13 protein-coding genes and 1 pseudogene are annotated in these 16,732 nt (G+C 51.8%); 12 read left to right on the top strand and 2 right to left on the bottom strand.

Annotated features, from left to right (window positions below; all coding sequences use genetic code 11):
* The first annotated feature begins 38 nt into the window (after nt 1-38).
* From glyQ to P5706_RS33515, 4 genes are all read left to right on the top strand, one after another.
* A complete protein-coding gene (glyQ, locus tag P5706_RS33530; RefSeq protein WP_003187265.1) occupies nt 39-992 on the top strand; it encodes a glycine--tRNA ligase subunit alpha in 954 nt (317 codons plus the stop codon).
* Nucleotides 989-3,043, top strand: coding sequence for a glycine--tRNA ligase subunit beta (gene glyS, locus P5706_RS33525; RefSeq protein WP_200431006.1), 2,055 nt, complete (start codon nt 989-991; stop codon nt 3,041-3,043). Before glyQ ends, glyS begins: the two co-directional genes overlap by 4 nt.
* On the top strand, nt 3,043-3,582 hold the full coding sequence (gmhB, locus tag P5706_RS33520; RefSeq protein ID WP_174245652.1) for a D-glycero-beta-D-manno-heptose 1,7-bisphosphate 7-phosphatase: 540 nt from the start codon (nt 3,043-3,045) through the stop codon (nt 3,580-3,582). The genes glyS and gmhB overlap by 1 nt, the downstream gene beginning before the upstream one ends.
* An 82-nt stretch (nt 3,583-3,664) precedes the next feature.
* A complete protein-coding gene (locus P5706_RS33515; protein WP_200431007.1) occupies nt 3,665-4,435 on the top strand; it encodes a lysophospholipid acyltransferase family protein in 771 nt (256 codons plus the stop codon).
* A gap of 181 nt (nt 4,436-4,616) precedes the next feature.
* Here the strand turns inward: P5706_RS33515 and P5706_RS33510 are convergent.
* Nucleotides 4,617-5,504, bottom strand: a pseudogene (locus P5706_RS33510) (sensor histidine kinase); the annotation flags it as partial.
* Nucleotides 5,505-5,616: 112 nt separating this feature from the next.
* Here P5706_RS33510 and P5706_RS33505 point away from each other — a divergent pair.
* Genes P5706_RS33505 through P5706_RS33490 form a run of 4 tightly spaced genes read left to right on the top strand, consistent with a single transcriptional unit; the run spans nt 5,617 to nt 11,489 of the window.
* Nucleotides 5,617-7,092 (top strand): site-specific integrase, encoded by a 1,476-nt coding sequence (locus P5706_RS33505; RefSeq protein ID WP_285684822.1) that lies wholly within the window; start codon nt 5,617-5,619, stop codon nt 7,090-7,092.
* Nucleotides 7,085-9,019: a hypothetical protein gene (locus P5706_RS33500; protein WP_143519838.1), complete on the top strand. Its 1,935-nt coding sequence runs from the start codon at nt 7,085-7,087 to the stop codon at nt 9,017-9,019. The genes P5706_RS33505 and P5706_RS33500 overlap by 8 nt, the downstream gene beginning before the upstream one ends.
* Entirely contained in the window at nt 9,016-11,058 is a 2,043-nt protein-coding gene (locus tag P5706_RS33495) for an integrase (protein ID WP_235378426.1), read from the top strand. The genes P5706_RS33500 and P5706_RS33495 overlap by 4 nt, the downstream gene beginning before the upstream one ends.
* A gap of 2 nt (nt 11,059-11,060) precedes the next feature.
* Nucleotides 11,061-11,489, top strand: coding sequence for a hypothetical protein (locus tag P5706_RS33490; RefSeq protein ID WP_033896464.1), 429 nt, complete (start codon nt 11,061-11,063; stop codon nt 11,487-11,489).
* A 55-nt stretch (nt 11,490-11,544) separates the two neighbouring features.
* Here the strand turns inward: P5706_RS33490 and P5706_RS33485 are convergent, their stop codons facing one another.
* On the bottom strand, nt 11,545-11,772 hold the full coding sequence (locus P5706_RS33485; protein ID WP_033896465.1) for a helix-turn-helix domain-containing protein: 228 nt from the start codon (nt 11,770-11,772) through the stop codon (nt 11,545-11,547).
* Between the two features lie 101 nt (nt 11,773-11,873).
* On the opposite strand from P5706_RS33485, the gene P5706_RS33480 reads away from it, so the two are divergent.
* The 4 genes from P5706_RS33480 to P5706_RS33465 all read left to right on the top strand — a co-directional run bounded on the left by P5706_RS33480 (nt 11,874) and on the right by P5706_RS33465 (nt 16,701).
* A complete protein-coding gene (locus P5706_RS33480) occupies nt 11,874-12,467 on the top strand; it encodes a VspR family transcription factor (RefSeq protein WP_033896466.1) in 594 nt (197 codons plus the stop codon).
* Entirely contained in the window at nt 12,464-13,858 is a 1,395-nt protein-coding gene (locus P5706_RS33475) for a DEAD/DEAH box helicase (protein ID WP_149415257.1), read from the top strand. The genes P5706_RS33480 and P5706_RS33475 overlap by 4 nt, the downstream gene beginning before the upstream one ends.
* A gap of 626 nt (nt 13,859-14,484) precedes the next feature.
* Nucleotides 14,485-15,483 carry an ATP-grasp domain-containing protein gene (locus P5706_RS33470; RefSeq protein ID WP_033896469.1) on the top strand — a complete coding sequence of 333 codons (999 nt, stop codon included), beginning with the start codon at nt 14,485-14,487 and terminating at the stop codon, nt 15,481-15,483.
* A gap of 78 nt (nt 15,484-15,561) precedes the next feature.
* Complete coding sequence (locus tag P5706_RS33465; protein ID WP_042561217.1) at nt 15,562-16,701, top strand: trypsin-like peptidase domain-containing protein; 1,140 nt, start codon at nt 15,562-15,564, stop codon at nt 16,699-16,701.
* Nucleotides 16,702-16,732: the final 31 nt, after the last annotated feature.

Genomic DNA, 16,732 nt, shown 5'->3' with positions numbered 1-16,732 from the left:
CGCTCTTTAAATCGCAGCCCAAGTAACAGGTGAATTTCGTGAGCCAGCCTACGCCAGCCGTGCGTACCTTCCAAGACTTGATCCTCGCCCTCCAGCAATACTGGGCCGAGCAAGGTTGTGTGGTACTTCAGCCCTACGATATGGAAGTAGGCGCCGGCACTTTCCACACCGCAACATTCCTGCGGGCCATCGGCCCGGAAACCTGGAACGCCGCTTATGTGCAGCCCAGTCGTCGCCCGACTGACGGCCGCTACGGCGAAAACCCGAACCGTCTGCAGCACTACTACCAGTTCCAAGTGGTACTGAAGCCGAACCCGGACAACTTCCAGGAGCTGTACCTGGGCTCGCTGAAACATGTCGGCCTGGACCCACTGGTACACGACATCCGTTTCGTCGAAGACAACTGGGAATCGCCAACTTTGGGCGCCTGGGGCCTGGGCTGGGAAGTCTGGCTCAACGGCATGGAAGTGACGCAGTTCACTTACTTCCAGCAAGCCGGTGGCATCGAGTGCTACCCGGTGACCGGCGAGATCACCTACGGTCTTGAGCGCCTGGCCATGTACCTGCAAGGCGTGGATTCGGTCTACGACCTGGTGTGGGCTGACGGCCCGTTCGGCAAAGTCACCTACGGCGACGTGTTCCACCAGAACGAAGTGGAGCAGTCCACTTACAACTTCGAACACGCCAACGTCGACAAGCTGTTCGAACTGTTCGACTTCTATGAAAGCGAAGCCAAGCGCCTGATCGAACTCGACCAGCCGCTGCCGTTGCCGAGCTATGAAATGGTGTTGAAGGCGTCCCATACCTTCAACCTGCTGGACGCCCGCCGTGCCATCTCGGTGACCGCGCGCCAGCAATACATCCTGCGTGTACGCACCCTGGCGCGTTCCGTCGCCCAAGCCTACCTGTTGGCTCGCGCCAAGCTGGGCTTCCCGATGGCTACCCCGGACCTGCGTGATGAAGTGTTGGCTAAGCTGGAGGCTGCACAATGAGTGCTCAAGATTTCCTGGTTGAACTGGGCACCGAAGAGCTGCCACCCAAGGCACTCAATACCCTGGCCGATGCGTTCCTGGCCGGTATCGAAAAAGGCCTGCACAGCGCCGGTTTGAAGTTCGCCGCGAAAAAAGTCTACGCCGCGCCACGTCGCCTGGCGGTGCTGCTGACCGCGCTGGAAACCCAGCAGCCGGACCGCAGCATCAACCTCGACGGCCCGCCGCGTCAGGCAGCTTTCGACGCTGAAGGCAATCCGACTCAAGCCGCCCTTGGTTTTGCCAAGAAGTGTGGCGTTGAGCTGAGCGAGATCGACCAGAGCGGCCCGAAACTGCGCTTCAGCCAAGTCATCACCGGCAAGCCAACGGCGAGCCTGTTGCCGACCATCGTTGAAGACTCGCTGAACGACTTGCCTATTCCCAAGCGCATGCGCTGGGGTGCTCGCAAGGAAGAGTTCGTGCGCCCAACTCAGTGGCTGGTGATGTTGCTCGGTGACCAAGTCATCGACTGCACGATCCTCGCCCAGAAGTCTGGCCGTGATTCCCGTGGTCACCGCTTTCATCACCCAGAAGCCGTGCGTATCACCTCGCCCGCCAACTATGCCGCCGACCTGCGTGCCGCTTACGTACTGGCCGATGCCAACGAGCGCCGTGAGCTGATCAGCAAGCGCACCGAAGAGCTGGCTCGCCTGCAGGAAGGCACCGCCATCGTGCCGCCAAGTCTGCTCGACGAAGTGACCGCGCTGGTTGAATGGCCGGTGCCGCTGGTGTGCTCGTTCGAGGAGCGTTTCCTCGACGTGCCGCAAGAAGCGCTGATCACCACCATGCAGGACAACCAGAAGTATTTCTGCCTGCTGGATGTGGACGGTAAGTTGCTGCCGCGTTTTATCACCGTGGCCAACATCGAAAGCAAAGACCCGCAACAGATCATCGCCGGTAACGAGAAAGTCGTGCGCCCGCGTCTGACTGACGCCGAATTCTTCTTCAAGCAAGACAAGAAGCAGAAGCTCGAAGACTTCAACCTGCGCCTGCAAAACGTGGTGTTCCAGGAAAAACTCGGCAGCGTCTACGACAAGGCCGTGCGCGTTTCCAAGCTGGCCGCCTACATTGCCCCACGCATTGGCGGTGACGCTGCCTGGGCAGCCCGCGCAGGCTTGCTGTCCAAGTGCGACCTGGCCACCGAAATGGTCGGCGAGTTCCCGGAGATGCAAGGCGTCGCCGGTTACTACTACGCCCTCAACGACGGCGAGCCGGACGATGTGGCCCTGGCACTGAACGAGCAGTACATGCCGCGCGGCGCCGGTGCTGAGCTGCCAAGCACCTTGACCGGTGCGGCCGTGGCCATCGCTGACAAGCTGGACACCCTCGTCGGTATCTTTGGTATCGGCATGTTGCCTACCGGCAGCAAAGATCCGTATGCCCTGCGCCGTGCGGCCCTGGGCGTGCTGCGTATCCTGATCGACAAAAAGCTCGACCTCGACCTGACCCAGGCCGTGGTGTTTGCAGTCGGCCAGTTTGGCACCAAGGTCAAGCAAGCCGGCCTGGCCGAGCAAGTGCTGGAATTCGTGTTCGACCGCCTGCGTGCGCGTTATGAAGACGAAGGCGTGGACGTTTCCGTCTACCTGTCGGTACGTGCCCTGCAACCAGGTTCGGCACTGGACTTCGACCAGCGGGTACAGGCCGTACAAGCCTTCCGCAAGCTGCCGGAAGCCGATGCCCTGGCCGCCGTGAACAAGCGTGTGTCGAACCTGCTGAGCAAGGCCGACAACCTCGGCAATGCCGAAGTCGACCCAGGCCTGTTTGCCGATGCCAAGGAGTTCTCGTTGAACTCGGCCATCGCCAAAGCGGAAAACGCCGTGAAGCCGCTGCTTGCCGAACGCAACTACGCCGAAGCACTGGCGCGCCTGGCCACCTTGCGTGAGCCGGTGGATGCGTTCTTTGAAGCGGTGATGATCAATGCCGAAGATGCTGGCGTGCGGAAAAACCGCTACGCCATGCTGGCACGCTTGCGCGGTTTGTTCATCAACATCGCTGACATTTCCGTACTGGGCTGATCATGTTGAAACTGCTGATTCTTGATCGGGACGGGGTGATCAATTACGACTCCGACGCTTACATCAAGTCGGTGGCGGAATGGATTCCACTGCCCGGCTCGATCGAGGCCATCGCGCAGTTGAGCAAAGCCGGCTGGACGGTGGCCATCGCCACCAACCAGTCCGGCATCGCCCGCGGTTATTACGACATCGCCACCCTGGACGCCATGCACGCGCGTTTGCGCACGCTGGTGGCCGAGCAGGGCGGTGAGGTGGGGCTGGTGGTGTACTGCCCCCACGGGCCGGATGAGGGCTGCGATTGCCGCAAACCCAAGCCTGGCATGTTGAAAACCATTGCAGAACATTACAAGGTGCCGTTAGCTGGGCTATGGTTCGTCGGGGACAGCCTCGGTGACCTGGAGGCGGCCAAAGCCGTCGACTCTCAGCCAGTTTTGGTTAAGACCGGGAAAGGCGAAAAGACCCAGGCGAAAAACCTGCCGGTAGGCACTCTGATTTTTGACGATCTGGCGGCGGTTGCCGCAGAACTTATTAACAACTAGCCGCCCTCGACTTCCTGAACAAGGATTGCTCGGGAGTGTGCTTTTAGCAGGCGGGCCATGTCCCGCAACGGTAAATGCTGCCATGTCGATTTTGCAGGCCATCAGAACCTTCTTCTTTTACCTGCTGCTGGGCACCAGTTCGTTTCTGTGGTGCACCCTGAGCTTTTTTATCGCGCCGTTCCTGCCATTCAAGGCGCGCTATCGCTTTATCAACGTCTATTGGTGCCGCTGTGCGTTGTGGCTGACCAAGGTATTCCTGGGCATTCGTTTCGAGATCAAGGGCGCTGAAAACGTCCCGGACCAGCCCTGCGTGATTCTGTCGAATCACCAGAGCACGTGGGAAACGTTCTTTCTGTCGGCGTACTTCTCGCCTCTGAGCCAGGTGCTTAAGCGTGAGCTGCTGTACGTGCCGTTCTTCGGCTGGGCAATGGCCATGCTGCGACCGATCGCCATTGACCGTGACAACCCCAAGGCGGCGCTCAAGCACGTGGCCAAGAAGGGTGACGAGCTGCTTAAGGATGGCGTTTGGGTGCTTATCTTCCCGGAAGGTACGCGTGTGCCGTATGGCACCGTGGGCAAGTTCTCACGCGGCGGTACTGCATTGGCGGTCAACGCCCATCTGCCCGTGCTGCCGATTGCGCATAACGCCGGCAAGTTCTGGCCGAAGACCGGTTGGGCCAAGCGCGAAGGCACGATCACCGTGGTCATTGGCGAGCCCATGTACGCAGAAGGTGAAGGACCACGGGCCATTGCCGCACTCAATGACCGCGCACAGGCGTGGAATGAAGCGCAGCAACGCGCCATGGGTTCGCTGCCGCCTGAGCCCGTTGTAGTCGAGACACCGGCGATTTAGTGATCTGTGGATAACCTGTGTACGGTTTGTTGGCGAATTGACGTTTTTGCTTCATAACAAGCTGATTTACTTACATATTTCTCAAGCTCATAAAATCGCGAAAAACGTGCATAAGTTTTTTCCGCATAAAAAAACCGGTCCTTGTGACCGGTTTTTTATGCACAGTAAAAAAGTGCGTTTTTCAATCCTCGAGCAGCGGCAATTGCACGCTGAAGGTTGAGCCTTTACCCACTTGGCTTTCACACAGAATGCGACCGCCATGGCGCTCCACCACCGCTTTGACCATGGTCAATCCCAACCCAAGGCCCTCACTGCCTTGCGCCGAGTCAAAGCGTCGGTACTGGCTGAACAACTCCGGTAAATCCTCTGGCGCAATGCCAGGTCCTTGATCGCTGATACGGCATTCCAGCCACCCTTGCGCGCTGCCGTGGCTCAAGGTGACGGTGGTGCCGGAAGGGGAATACTTGATCGCATTCTCCAGCACGTTGAATAACGCGCGGGTCAGCAGCGACTGGTCGGCGCAGACCATGCCCTCATCGGCCTCGTCCAGGTCATGAACCAGTTGAATGCCTTTAAGTTGGGCAATGACCGCCACTTGATCGAAAGCATCCATAACCAGCATGGCAAACAGCGTGGGCTGAAACTGGTAGCCATCGGCCTCGGCTTTGGCCAGTTGCACGAAGGATTCCGTCAGGCTCAGCGCACGCCTGACCTGTTGCTCGATCTGAGCAAACACCGGCGACTCACCGTTATGCACATCCAGCAACGCCAGGATCGCCGAGTGCGGCGCACGCAGGTCATGGGACAGGAAGCGCAGCATGGTTTCGCGGTGCTGCTGCGCTTCGCGCTCTTTGCTCAAGTCTGTGAGGCTCATCAGCCAGCCGAGGGCGACGTCGCCTTCAGCTGGCAGTAAGGGGGCAAGCTCAATGCGCAGGCTGCGCTGATGGATGTCGCGAAACTCAACGAGTTCCAGCGCTGAGAGAGCAGGGCGCACGCCATTGTGCAGCGGCGGATAACCCAAGTCGGCGAGTTGTTCGAGCAGGTTTTGGTTGACCAACTCATTACTGTATTCCATAAGTTAGACCCTTGGGTCGAATCGCTTAACAAGAAAGACATTGACAAGAAGCCTTGATTTTTAGCGCTTAACATCTAGGGTTGACTCAGTCCTTTGAGGGTGAGTCATGTCCTACTCAAATCGGCGTTACGAAGGTCGCCTCGTTCTCATCCCTCACGCGCAGAGCGCCTTCGCGACCCTGCATGTCGGTATCCAGCCCGTTGACTCAATTAAATCGGTACTTGAAGGGGCTGAAACCAAACAGCTCTACCAGGTTGAGGAAATCGGCTCTTCGTTTACCTCGGGAGATATCTACAATCTCCCGTTTCTGTTTCATAAGGAAGGTGAGCCTTGGCATGAAGCCAATTCATACCTTTTATCCTTGATTGAAAATAAAACGTTAAGCAATAGGCCTACCGATGATCTGCGCCGTCGAGCCAGCAAATTATTAGACTACTTGATCTACTGTGAAAGCGAAGGACTTAACTGGCTCGACTTTTCGGGGCGTCGCCCTGTGTTGAGACCTACATATAAGTATTTTGCTAATTTGATAAATCATAGTGGGCGTAGTTCGGCAGTCGTAAATCAATACACAGGCGTGGTATTTGATTTCTATAGATTTGTTTGTGCCAATTGGCATGACATTGACTTGCAGCGAGTAGATACAGTCAAGGAGGTAAAATTTTTAATTAAAAATGCTTACGGGGCCGCTAGGGTGATTACGGCTGAAAAGCGTAGTCAAACTAAATCAACGGTTCCAGGAAGGCTGGTATCAATAGGGTATGTGCGAGAGGACAACGAAGATCTTCGTCCTTTGTCTAATGTTGAGCTGGCTGAGTTTTTGAAGGTTATTGAAGGTGAGGAGTGGTCAGCACTAGAACGTCTTATACTGTTGACGGCTTTGATGACTGGCGCCCGTAAGCAGACCGTGCTTACGATGCGGTTAAAGCATCTAAAAGGGTTCATTTCAGAAAGGCTGCAGTTAGATGGCACCTATCTGTTACATGCCGGTCCAGGCACAGGGATGGATACCAAGAAAGACCGTAGCCAACGTTTGCACGTGCCAAAGCAACTTGCTGAGGAGTTACGGGTGCTTGGAGATAGTCCGATGATGAGGCAACGGCGAGATAAGTTTAGAACCGCTCTGTCTTTATATTACCCAAATATACAGATAAAAGACGAGGATATGTACGTCTTTTTATCTGATCAGGGAGGGTGTTATTACATGGCAAAAGATGATCCGCGCTACCCTATTGTCAAATCTAGACCCATTGGCCAAGTCACAGACACAATAAAGCGAAAAATATTGCAAAAGACATCTGATAAGTACCCTCAGGACTTTTCGTATCACTGGTTGCGTGCGACTTTTGGGTTTCAGCTCTATCAAAGATTGCAGGCCCTTATTGTTGTGGGGCTTATGCGTCCAGGAGATGATATTGATTTTATAATGGAGCGAATGCACCACGCCACACGAGAGATGACAGAGCATTACCTTCAACTATTCAAGATGCTTCCTCAGAAAACTGTCGCGCAGGAAAAGTTTGAGGCTAGTCTATTTTTAGGTAGTTATTCAAGTTTTATACTGAGTGCTCAAGATGAATAGTCATGTTGATTGGTCATTTCGTGAAACAAAAGTCATCACGGTAGATGAAATCAGTCAGGAGCATGTGTTTCCGGAGCGCTTGCGTCTAAAGCTTGCCAATGCAAAGGGGTATAAGTCGCCTATCGATATTGGGAGTATCGCATATGCAACGCGAGGCGAAGCTAGATCGAGGGAGTTTGACAATGCCGGTACTATATCGGTTGTCGAGTCATCTCTTGTGGAAAGTAGGCGTGAGCTAGTGGTGAAGCTCCTCGATTCTCTAATAGGTTTGCGCGATAATTCGATAGTAACCCAGTTTAGAGTGTTGCACATTGTCGTGAATTGGTTAAATGCCAATGGTTATGTGGAGGTTTTTACTGATGTAAGTTGTGCATCTAGAGCATACGCTGACTACACATCTTATCTTAATGATTCAATCAGAAAAGGGGATTTTGCTCCTCAGCATGCCGCTAAATGTCAGAAGACCTTACAGTTCATAATTGGACTCCAGTTTTCATCAGTAGTGGATTATGTAGTTCGTAGTGCCGTGCCAATTGCTAGGCAAAGAAAAGCAATAAAGCCGCCTAGAGAATCCGATGTACACTTTTTTACGGACGTATGTATTGCCATTGCGCGTGATTACAGTAATTTTATTCTTGAGCAAGAGCCATTTCCATGCGTAGTCCGGATAAGAAATTATGAAGTTGTTAAGTTTCCTTCTAATGGTGGAATGAATAGTCCTTTTCGACAGGGGCATGATTGTTATAACGTGGCAGAAAGACGTGTTGCAACAGTCGAAGAATACATGTCCAAATATGCTGGAAGAGGTCAGACAATTAGGCTTTGTGAAGCAGAGCGTGCTATAGCAGATGCGCAGGCTAGCGTAGAATTTGCTAATTCTGAATCTCGTAATTATGTCCGGTTGCAAATGGCCGCCTTTGCTGTAAAAGCATATATTTCTCTTTTTATGTTGATGACAGGTGCATCACCTACTGAACTGGAACAGTTTAGTTATGAGGATGCTCTGGGGATTGATAAGTCAGTATTGAAGAAAGAATTAACGGCTGTAAAATTTCGTGCTAGAGGAAAGATGACCGGATATGTCTTAGGGCGAAAAAAAGGGTTAACACTGCTTCGAGAGTATTTTAAGTTGCGTGATTGGATTCTCAATGGAGAATATGTTGATAGATTGTTTTTCAAGATAAAGATTTCTAAAGGCGCTGTTTGTCTATCATTTTCTGATCTTGATGCCGGGGCTGCGGCAACTAGGTTTTACTCATCGATTTCGGGCGTTTTTGTAGATGGCAAATATCCAAAAATAACCTATAACAAGGCGCGTAAGCATAAAAGTTCCGCTCATCACGCGGCTAAGTACTCCCTGGAAACAGTTGCGCGGGCGTTAAATCATTCCAGTGGGGTGAATATTTCGTCGTACTCAGAAGCCACTGTTGAACAGCAGGAAAGTGAGTTTGGTACTTACTGGGATTCAGTGCGTAAAGCTGCTCAAATGGTACGTGAGCGAAGTGTTACAGCGTCAGATAAACTTGACTCAATTGCCGTTGGTCATTGTGACTCGTTCAGGTTTCCAGTTCCCGTCAGCGATACCGAAGCACCGGTGATTCAGCCGAATTGTCGTAATCAGTACGGCTGTTTGTATTGCACTCATTATTTCTGTCACGCCGATGAAGATGATATTCATAAGTTATTAAGTCTCCATTATGTGGTTAACGCTGTACGCAATACTGCTCAGGATAGTGGTCACGCAGAAGTACTCTATAAGGACTTATCCATTCGGGTCGAGTTTATCTTAGAGGCAATTGCAAATCGCTCGGAGTCTGTTTCGCAGTTAGTATCTGCCATGAGGAATAAAGTATTTAATCTTGGGGTGCTAACGCCATTTTGGGAGCGACGCCTGCAACGCTATGAAGCAATGGGGGTTGTATTTTGAGTGCCTCTGCGGTAAGTGGTTTATATGCCGCCATGGGTAATTTGGGTGCCGTTGCTCCTGATGCTGCAATGCTGGATATAAACTTTAAACCCTCATCTGAGTTTGTTCTGTGTCGAAATAAACATGGTACGCCAACGGCAATATATAAAGAGTGGATATGGGACTTTAATCCATATCGACTTGGAGCGACGAGGGTCACGAAGTTTAGATTTGATAAGATTTTAAAGTCGATTGGTCCCGAAAACAAAGCGTTGATCGATGAGGTGAAATACATTATCTATTGTCTTGCATATTTCGCAGGAGGTGGTCGTCTGGGGCGGTTGAGTGCAAAGACATTAGAGCAGCGCTGGGTGGTTTTGCGGAGCGCGGTGTTGTTTTGTTATGAGCAAATCCAAAAGCCTTTAGTTGGTGTGTTGTCCTTGCAACAACTTTTCAGTACCCCGGTCTATTTGGCAGCGTTTATTGCTGAGAGGGCGCAGCCACATTTTCCGCAAATGCTATCAGCTTTGCTTGCCAATTTAATTTCTGTTGGTGATGATCGATTGGGTTATCGCGTTATTAGTTCGCGTGATATTGAATTGCGTCGACATGAGCCTAATCAACATCCGGTTATTCCAACTAGGATCTATTTGGAGCTAATAAACGTTCTCCAAGATATGCTTGATCAGATTCACCGAGGCGTAGAAAGCCTGGAGTGCTTTGTATCTAAGTTTTGCGATGAATTCTATGGGCTCGCTCATGATGTTCAGAAAAGTCTGTTGCCTGGCGGAAAGGCTAATTACAGACCAATTATGACTGAGGTGCTTCAGGCTCATTGTCTGAATGAGGTTTTTTCTGGAGTTTTTTCTTGTTCTCATAAAAGAGGGTTGAGCCCTGCGCTATTGAAAATGCAATACATTGTAAAAAACGTAATTCACTTATACACAGGCATGAGAGAGCAAGAGGTGCTGCGCATGCAGTATGATTGTTTGTCTGATGAGATCTATTTAAAGGAGGTCGTTGATGATAATGGAGTGACTCGCGACTTGGCGAGATCAGTCTCAGTTCTGTCGACGACCACAAAATTTACAGGGTACAAAAAATCAGAATCGTGGTTCGCGCCGAGCGAAGTTGTCAAGGCTGTAAAAATTGCGCAGGCAATTTGTCGAGGACTAGCAAGTATCTATAAAATTGATGTGGATAATGACTGTCCATTATTTCTAAATCCCGCAGTCCTTCGAAAACGCAATACCGATGTTGGTGTGGGGAAGTTAGGGAATTTTTATAATAAAATTCCTCTAATAGAAGGTGTCAGGATTGAGCTTTCTGACATACAGGAGTTGGCGCAAACTGATACGAAGCGTGACTTTTACAGTGAGCCAGAGTTTGCGGTAGGTCGTTCTTGGCCGCTGACAGGTCACCAGTTTCGCCGTTCATTAGCTTTCTATGGTAGCAATAGTGGATTTATTTCGTTGCCCAGTTTGAAGTCGCAATACAAACAAGTGACTCTCGAAATGGCTCGCTATTACAGTAATGGGTTTCAAAATCTAAAGACTATTTTTGGATACTACGATCCGAAAAGTAATGGCTTTGTCTTGCCCAACTCGCATGTTGCGTTGGAGTTTCAGATGGGGATGCCGATGGCTGTTGCGAATCAACTGCTGTCCGATGTGCTGTTCAGGGAAGCACCATTGTTCGGAGGCACGGGGTCTTATATTGAGAAACAGAAAGCTCGTTTGAAGAATGGTGAAGTATGCATTGAGGATGTTAGGGCAGACACTTTGATTCGTGTGAAGAATTGCGAGATTAGCTATCGGCCAACTTTTTTAGGTGGTTGTTCTAAGGTTGGTCGATGTGATTATTTTTTGCTTGGTGATTTCACAGAATGTTTGATATGTGAAGGCGCAATAATACAGCCTGAAAAAGTTGGCCATGCCATTGAGGCTATGACTGAAGAGTTAACGCTATATTCTTATGGTTCGGGAGAATATCAAGTAGCCAATGGGGATCTTGAACGACTCCTGAGCTTTAAGGCGCGCTTTATTGATAAGGATGTGTAGCTATGCGTTCTAATAAAGTAGTTGGTCGTGGTTTGCTTGAGTGTGAAGAGGCGTTGCAGCGCCTTCTCGAAGGCAGGCCAGTTGTGGCGGAGCATGTAGGCTTATCTCGTTCGAAAATCACCGCGAGCATTGTAAGTTTCGAAGCCGGATTTGATCGTGGCTACCTCAAGAAATCTCGTAACGCACATTTGCCCATATTAGCCAGGATTGAGGCTTTTCGTGCAGAGGCAAATCGGGGGGGCAGTCATTCAAACACTAAAAAAATTGACAGTTTGGAAGATAAGCTTGATGCCTTGGCGACTGAATTAGCAACTGTTCGTGCGCAGCGCGACCGGGTCCTCACACAAAATCTACAGCTATGGGAACGCGTAAGGGAGTTAGAGTTGGCGGAGCGCCAAATCAAGCCTTTTCAGGTTAGGTTGCATCCTTAAAGTCAAGGTTTGTCTCTACCTCAATGAGGTTGCTAGGGGGCAATTCCTGACCTTATCAATCGCTAGCATCTTTGGCTGTCGGCAGAAGTGACCCTGGTTCACACCCTAGGCTCAAAGCAATCTGATAAAGCTTCTCGACCGTTATGTTTACCTCTCCACGTTCGATGCGCCCCATATAGCTACGATCAACCTTGCAGACGAGAGCTAGGACGTCTTGGGACAAGCCCTTAGCCTTCCTTGCTTCCCGTATCTTCGTTCCCAAGGCCTTCGCCAATTTCCCCATAGCTGCCTCAACCTGCTTGAGGCAGCACTATCGGGCGTTTGCGGACGAATCAGCCACGGACTATAATCCGTATTTTTGTTCGCGGAACTCTGGGTGCCTGCATGAAACATGATTCATTCGAATTCGACAGGCAGTTGTACGACTTGCTTTGCCAAGAAATACATCAGCGGTTCACGACTCGCCAGCTTCGAGATGCCTATGCAGCGACTCTAGACTTCCCTGGCTATGAGCTGGGCGCAGTTCGGATTTACGTTTATGAGCAAATCCGTCGACTGATTCGTGCCGGCTGGGTTGTGAAGTCGCCGAAACTCAGTAAGCGTGGACAGCTCTTCCATCTGTTGGAAATGCCGGCCCATATAAACCTTGTGCTGGTTGCTTCCCGATTTCAAAGACCTGACAACTCATCCCCTTTTCACTCTGAAAGCGTTGAAGGTCCGTTGGTCGAGCTGCCAACACGATCAGCACAAAATGAATCGGACGACCAAGGCCGTCTTCAAGAAATGCTAAAAGAGACTCGCCTAGACCTCCTGTCCTCAATGGGGGAAACGGAGCGTTACAAACAGCTCTTTGAGGAGATCCCTGTTTTAAGAGCCCGGCTTCAAGGCGAATACCATGAGGTTCGAGACCGCAGCTCTCGGTTGCTGGGGCATCTTCGTGCGCTTGAAAACTCGCTCAAGGCAATTGCCGCGGCATGACAAAATCTCTTCGAGAGTGGCAAAGGGAATGTATAGAAACCGCGCTTGAGCACTATCGCGGTAACCCTCACTTCTTCTGCCAAGCAACACCAGGTTCGGGAAAAACGCGAATGGCAGCAGAGCTAGCCAAGGTGCTGCTCGAGCGCAATGAAATTGATTTGATCCTTTGTTTCGCTCCATCTCGACAAGTGGTAGATGGCTTCCGTCGGACGTTTGCCGAAGTGCTCGGGAGACGGCTTGATGGGTTAATCGGCGCTGTGGGTGCTGTGTGTACCTATCAAGGTATGGAGTATCGGGATGAGGCGTTTTGGAGGCTCTTCGATGAGCATCGTATATTCGCCGTATTTGATGAGATACATCACTGTGCAGGCCACGATGCGCTGTTAAGCAATGCTTGGGGCCAACAGATCATTCAGAGAGTTCAAGATCGCGCAGCATGCACGCTTGCACTTTCGGGTACTCCTTGGCGATCTGATCAAAAGGCAATCGCCTTGGCACGCTATTCCACGCCTGAGGCAAATCTTATCTGCGATTATCGATATGGATTGCCAGAGGCAATCGCGGACCAAGTTTGTCGATCGCCTCGGATAGTCATTCTTGACAATCAAATGGTTAGGTTTTCTGAGGCCGTTGCAAGCGAGAATACGGTCACGATTTTCCCAAACATAGCCAGGCTTTTGGCCGACTCTCCTGTGTCCTACGAAGATCTTTTATGTCATGAGGATATTCTCAAGCAGCTACTGCTCTTGGGGTGTAACAAGCTTAATTCGATTCGCGAGGTGAAGCCTGACGCCGGCGGCCTAGTGGTAGCAACGAACATTGAACATGCCCATCAGATCGCGGCTATGCTCCGGCACCAAGGTGAGATGTGCCAAGTCGTAACCAACAAGACTCCCAATGCTCAGCAGGTAATCAACGACTTTCGCTACAGCAGTTGTCCTTGGATAGTCGCTGTTGGGATGATCAGTGAAGGGACGGATATCCCTAGGTTACAGGTGTGCTGTCACCTGAGTCGGATCAGGACCGAATTATACTACCGACAAGTTCTAGGACGGATCCTGCGTCGTTCAACTACCACTGACAACGAAGCATGGCTTTACGTCCTGGCGGAACCAACGCTTCAGCAGTTTTCTGAGCGGGTAGCTGATGACTTGCCAGATTCCCATGCTGTGCTCAGCTTGGTACGGGGGGCGCCGAGTGACTCCGTCAGCTACGAGTTTGGAAGTGGCGATGCTGAGTCGAGGAGCGATCTGGAGATCGGGTTCGGCCTTATGCATCCAGATCAAGCTGGTCATAGCTCTTCAGCGTCTCTTAAAGACTTCGTGATTGGACCTGCATACGAGCTTAGTTTTTCGCAACACTACCGCACGCAGTTACTTCGAGTTTGTTAATCCCCGGCCACTCATCTGGTGCGCGCGAGCGGGTTTTGGCTTATGCGGAAATGGACCTTCACGGGTGTCCTCGTTTCATGGAATGTGGATACGCGGAATTTTGCCCAATCGCGTAGTTGTTGACCCTTTAGTCGCCGGACTCCAGGTGGTGGTATAGATTATCCCGGGGTCGATACTGGTTCAAAACTTGAGGACGGTACGGGGTGAGCTTCAGTTGCCCTGCAGCTTCATACGCTGAAATAGAATGTCTGTGGACGATTTACTTGATGTCGCTGCAGAATTGTTAGAAAAATGTTGCGATCGGTGCCCATTCTTAACTGGACTCGACTCGAAAATGACGATGCTGTTTGTTTTTCTCCGGCTGACCTCGCCTAGTTTTGCCTCACCACCACCGTCCCGAATTATTTTACGAGCGCAGGAACCGCATGCAAGCGGTCCAGTTTAAAAGCTGAAAACCGAAATTGTGGATGGGAGCTTGTCTCGTGATGACGCTCTCCTGGAACAACGCGCTGCATTGCCTTGACGCTACGGCCGGACTCGTTATGTTCCGGTTGAACTTATCGGATGCTGTCAGTCCCCGTCATCGGGTTTGACTGTCAGTGCACATCTACAAGTGAGGTTAAAACATGATTTGGTTTCTCGAAGGGCAGTCTAGCCAGCGCGACATTATTCAAGGTGCGCGTGATGCGCTGCCACCTGAGGTGAAGATTTTCGCCTCGCATCGCGACGATCGCCCTGAAATCACGGCCGGTGCAGATATTAGTTTCACCGAGCCTCGTGGTGCTGAAGAGCGGATCTCGTGGGTGATTTCGACTGCACGCACCTATGGCATCAAAGTAATCCTGGCAGGTCGATTGGGGGGTGTATTTGAGCAGGCCCGGGCTCGATTCGAGGAAGCTGGCCTGGTGCTGGTAACCGGTGGGACATCGATGCGAACCTTCGACCTCGTTGATGACAAGAGCAGGTTTACTGCTGAGGCAGAGCGTGCTGGCTTGGCTTGCGTGCCGGCGATCACTGCTACGAATGCTGAGGATATGTTTGCTGCTTACGAAACTCTTTCGGCGTCGGGTGAGGTCTGCGTAAAACCTGCAGTCGGCATCTATGGCCAAGGCTTTTGGCGTTTCAAAGAGGGTGCTGATCCCTTTCGCTGCTTTGCTGATCCCGATGCACGGGTTGCGAATTTCGCTACATACATGCGTGCTTACAGCGAAAGAGCAACGCCGCCAGCGATGCTTGTGATGCCTTACATGCCCGGGAGCGAGTGTTCGGTCGATATGGTCTGCGAGGCTGGCCGAGCGATCGCGTTCGTGGCCCGGAGGAAGACCGGCGTCCATCAGATTTTTGAAAACGATGGTGCAGCGGTTGAGCTTGCACTCAAAGCGGCCGAGCATTTCCAGTGTGACGGCATTGTGAACGTTCAGACAAAGGATGATGCGCAGGGTATACCCCACTTGTTGGAAATCAACCCGCGCTACTCTGGTGGCGTTGGTTATACCCGGGAGGCTGGCGTCAATTTGGCGGGCATATTTGCTACTCGCCGCCTGAATCTCCCTGAGCCAGCTACCGTTTGGCGGCCAGACGTACGTGTGAAAGGGGTCACCGTTGCAGCTGTAGTGCCAAAATGACATCCTGAGGCATCGAGAAACCTGAAGTTTGGTACCATTGCAGCGCGGTGGTTTTAGCACTCAAGGAGTAATCAAGGAATGATGGTGCTCGCGCCAGGCGTAAACACCGCGGTATCAGGTGCACGGAGTGAATGGACTCTGGAATGCGGAAACTCCTCGGCTTTCGGGGAGTACGCGGCGATTGCCATACTGCCGGTAAATGACAAACGCCAACCCACTGGTGAGGCTGCACTATTCCAGACTACACAGTCATGGATGGAGTGGAGCGGCGACCAAGCGAAGGTTGGTTGTAAGTTGAACCTGTCAGCCCTCCCGCCCGGCAGCGATCGGGTGCTTCTTATCGCGTACACATTTTCCGCAGCCGGCCCGGTAAGCGAGCTTCGTTCGTTGCATTTGCTTGTGGACGAACAGATCGAATACCGATTGGACCTTCACGATAACGGTGAAGCGGCGATCATCATCGGCGAGTTCTACATCCGTAATCAGCAATGGAAGTTTCGTGCCCTAGCTGAGGGTTCGGCTTATGGGTTGGCAGCCCTTGGGCGTCGGATTGGCATCGATATCAATGACGCTCATCCCAAAGGGCGCAGTCGTACAGGTGATCCTGATCGATCGCGCACGGGAGCAACCGGTACCGGCTTCGCTGTTTCGCAGAACCATGTGCTCACCTGTGCCCACGTAATCGAGGGTATGAGTGAGATATCTATTTCCTCCTTTGAGGGTCGTTATCGTGCGGAGCCAGTCGTAATCGATCAGCGTAACGACATCGCTCTCCTCAGAGTCATGGAATCCCCCACATTGAAACCAGTGTCCTTCAAAAAGGGCTTTGGCTGTGACCTAGGCGAATCTGTTGTTGCTTTGGGTTTCCCGTTGTCAGGTTTTGCCGGCGGCGGTGTGCACGTTACCCAGGGTGGTGTGTCGGCGTTGTTTGGCCTCCACAACGATTCAAGCCTTTTGCAATTTACCGCGGCCATTCAACCAGGCTCTAGCGGATCTCCCTTGTTTGATTCATCAGGTGCCGTAGTCGGTTTGGTCACGTCGACAATGCCTGATGCTCAAAATATGAATTTTGCGGTTAAGGCGTCGTTGCTCCTCTCCTTTCTGGATGCGTGCCGCGTCGATGCACCTCAAACATCCAACAGCAAGACGTTCACCACTGCTGAATTAGCTCGCTCGGCCCAAGCATCTATGTGGCGCGTCGAAGCCAAGAATTTTTAGCCCCTATTTTGACTTGAAAGCTGCGGACGAG

It is taken from the genome of Pseudomonas sp. ChxA, from assembly GCF_030263855.1.
Classification (GTDB): domain Bacteria; phylum Pseudomonadota; class Gammaproteobacteria; order Pseudomonadales; family Pseudomonadaceae; genus Aquipseudomonas; species Aquipseudomonas fluorescens_CB.
The sequence above is the reverse complement of the archived record's forward strand: the minus strand, read 5'-3'. Positions and strand labels throughout refer to the sequence as shown.

Excerpts from the sequence above, each read along its gene's own strand:
- glyS (WP_200431006.1), top strand. The coding sequence starts at position 989 with ATGAGTGCTCAAGATTTCCTGGTTGAACTGGGCACCGAAGAGCTGCCA.
- P5706_RS33515 (WP_200431007.1), top strand. The coding sequence starts at position 3,665 with ATGTCGATTTTGCAGGCCATCAGAACCTTCTTCTTTTACCTGCTGCTG.
- P5706_RS33505 (WP_285684822.1), top strand. The coding sequence starts at position 5,617 with ATGTCCTACTCAAATCGGCGTTACGAAGGTCGCCTCGTTCTCATCCCT.
- P5706_RS33500 (WP_143519838.1), top strand. The coding sequence starts at position 7,085 with ATGAATAGTCATGTTGATTGGTCATTTCGTGAAACAAAAGTCATCACG.
- P5706_RS33490 (WP_033896464.1), top strand. The coding sequence starts at position 11,061 with ATGCGTTCTAATAAAGTAGTTGGTCGTGGTTTGCTTGAGTGTGAAGAG.
- P5706_RS33485 (WP_033896465.1), bottom strand. The coding sequence starts at position 11,772 with ATGGGGAAATTGGCGAAGGCCTTGGGAACGAAGATACGGGAAGCAAGG.
- P5706_RS33480 (WP_033896466.1), top strand. The coding sequence starts at position 11,874 with ATGAAACATGATTCATTCGAATTCGACAGGCAGTTGTACGACTTGCTT.
- P5706_RS33475 (WP_149415257.1), top strand. The coding sequence starts at position 12,464 with ATGACAAAATCTCTTCGAGAGTGGCAAAGGGAATGTATAGAAACCGCG.
- P5706_RS33470 (WP_033896469.1), top strand. The coding sequence starts at position 14,485 with ATGATTTGGTTTCTCGAAGGGCAGTCTAGCCAGCGCGACATTATTCAA.
- P5706_RS33465 (WP_042561217.1), top strand. The coding sequence starts at position 15,562 with ATGATGGTGCTCGCGCCAGGCGTAAACACCGCGGTATCAGGTGCACGG.